This window comes from Pseudomonas sp. P5_A2_2, assembly GCF_054177685.1.
Map to the genome: position 1 here is coordinate 1 of NZ_JBGCUL010000754.1, position 2219 is coordinate 2219.

At 62.0% G+C, this 2219-nt stretch carries 1 protein-coding gene; it reads left to right on the plus strand.

The window, feature by feature from the left end; all coding sequences use genetic code 11:
• Positions 1–120: 120 nt before the first annotated feature.
• A partial coding sequence (locus tag ACXRVY_RS25220) for a PAS domain-containing protein (protein WP_458238543.1) occupies positions 121–2219 on the plus strand: 2099 nt, incomplete at its 3' end.

The window sequence follows — 2219 nt, forward strand, 5'->3', positions numbered from 1 at the left end:
GCCAAAGCGACTCATGTGCAGGACACCCGGATGAACGCAACACCAACCGCCAGCGATGCCCAAGCCTTGATCGCCCGCATCGACTGGACAGCCAAAGCGACTCATGTGCAGGACACCCGGATGAACGCAACACCAACCGCCAGCGATGCCCAAGCCTTGATCGCCCGCATCGACTGGACAAGCAGCCCCCTGGGCGCGGCCAGCAAATGGCCACAAAGCCTGCGAACCGCCGTGGACATCGTCATTCACTCACCGATGCCGATGCTGCTGCTATGGGGCCCGCAACTGACGCAGATCTACAACGACGGCTTCGCCCTGCTCGCTGGAAGCAAACATCCACACGCTTTCGGCCAACCGGCACACCTGATCTGGCCAGAGTTGAAAGACTTTACCGACCCGATATACAGCGCCGTCCTGCAAGGTCAGGTGCGAAGCTACAGCGAGCAGCGCTTCACCCTGCAACGTGAGGGCCGGGAGACTGACTTCTGGCTCGACCTGACCTACAGCCCGATCCGTGACGAAAGTGCCAAGGTGGCCGGGATCCTGGTCACCGCCATCGAAACCAACGAACGCCGGCGCATCGCCCTCGAACTCGAACAGCGCTCGGCGGCCAGTCTCAAGGCCCAGCGCGAAACCGAGGAGCGCCTGCAACTGGCCCTCGCCGCCACCGACGCGGTCGGTACCTGGGACTGGGACATCAGCGAGGACCGCTTCATCGCCGATGCGCATTTTGCCCAACTGCACGGCATCGACCCGGCCATGGCCAGCCAGTTGCCGATCAGCGAGTACCTGCACGGCGTACACCCGCAAGACCGCGCCCTGATCGCCCGCAGCATCAAGCATTGCATCACCCACGGCACTGAGTACGCCGAGGAGTATCGCCTGCTGCAAACCGACGGCCAGATGCGCTGGGTGTTTGCCCGCGGTCGCTGCTACAAGGATCACCACGGCCGGCCGATGCGCTTCCTCGGCGCCGCCCTGGACCTGACCGAACGCAAACACACCGAACAGGCCCTGCGCCAGAGCCAGACCGAGCTGCAACTGATCATCAACGCCATGCCGGTCCTGATCAGCTACGTCGACCGCGAAGAACGCTTTCGCCTGAACAATGCGGCGTACCTCGACTGGTACGGCCTGACGCCGCAAGAGCTTTACGGGCTTACCATTCTTGRAGTGCTTGGCGAAGAAGCCTATGCGCTATGCGCCCAGTACATCACTGAGGCGCTGTCCGGCCGGCCCTGCTGTTTCAGCATCAGCACGCCACACCGCGACGGCAGCATCCGCCAGGCCTTGATGAATTACCTGCCACGCCACGGCGCAGACGGCGCGGTAAACGGTTTCTACATCTTCGTGATCGATGAAACCGAAAGCAAAAAGACCGAAGAAGCCTTGCGCAACCTGAACGAAACCCTTGAGGAACGGGTTGCCGCCCGCACCCGCCAACTGGCCGAGGCCAACGAGCGCCTGCAGAACGAGATGTTCGAACGTGAGCGTGCCGAAGACACCTTGCGCCATGCCCAGAAAATGGATGCGGTCGGTCAGCTTACCGGCGGCATCGCCCATGACTTCAACAATATGCTCACCGGCATCATCGGCAGTCTCGACCTGATGCAGCGCTACATTGCCGACGGCCGCGTGGCCGAAATTGGCAGGTTCACTGAAGCGGCCGTGTCCTCGGCCAACCGTGCCGCCGCCCTCACCCATCGCTTGCTGGCGTTCTCCCGGCGGCAGTCGCTCAACCGCAAGCCGCTGAACCCCAACGAGTTGATTCACTCGCTCGAAGACTTGTTCAGTCGAACCAAGGGCGACCACATCGAACTCAAACTGCAACTGGCCAAAAACATCTGGCGGATCAGCACGGATGTCAGTCAGTTGGAAAACGCCTTGCTCAACCTGGTGATCAACGCCCGGGACGCCATGCCGGATGGCGGCGTGCTGCAGATCGAAACCGCCAATGTGTACCTCGACGGCAGCGACATCACGACCCTGGAACCGGTCAAGGCCGGCGACTACGTGATGATTACCGTCAGCGACAACGGCACCGGCATGACGCCCTTGGTGCTGGCCAAGGCATTCGACCCGTTCTTCACCACCAAGCCCATTGGCCAGGGCACCGGCTTGGGCTTGTCGATGATTTACGGGTTCGCCCAACAATCGGGGGGGCACGTCAGTCTGTTCAGCCTGCCTGAACGGGGCACCAGCGTGCGCTTGTACCTGCC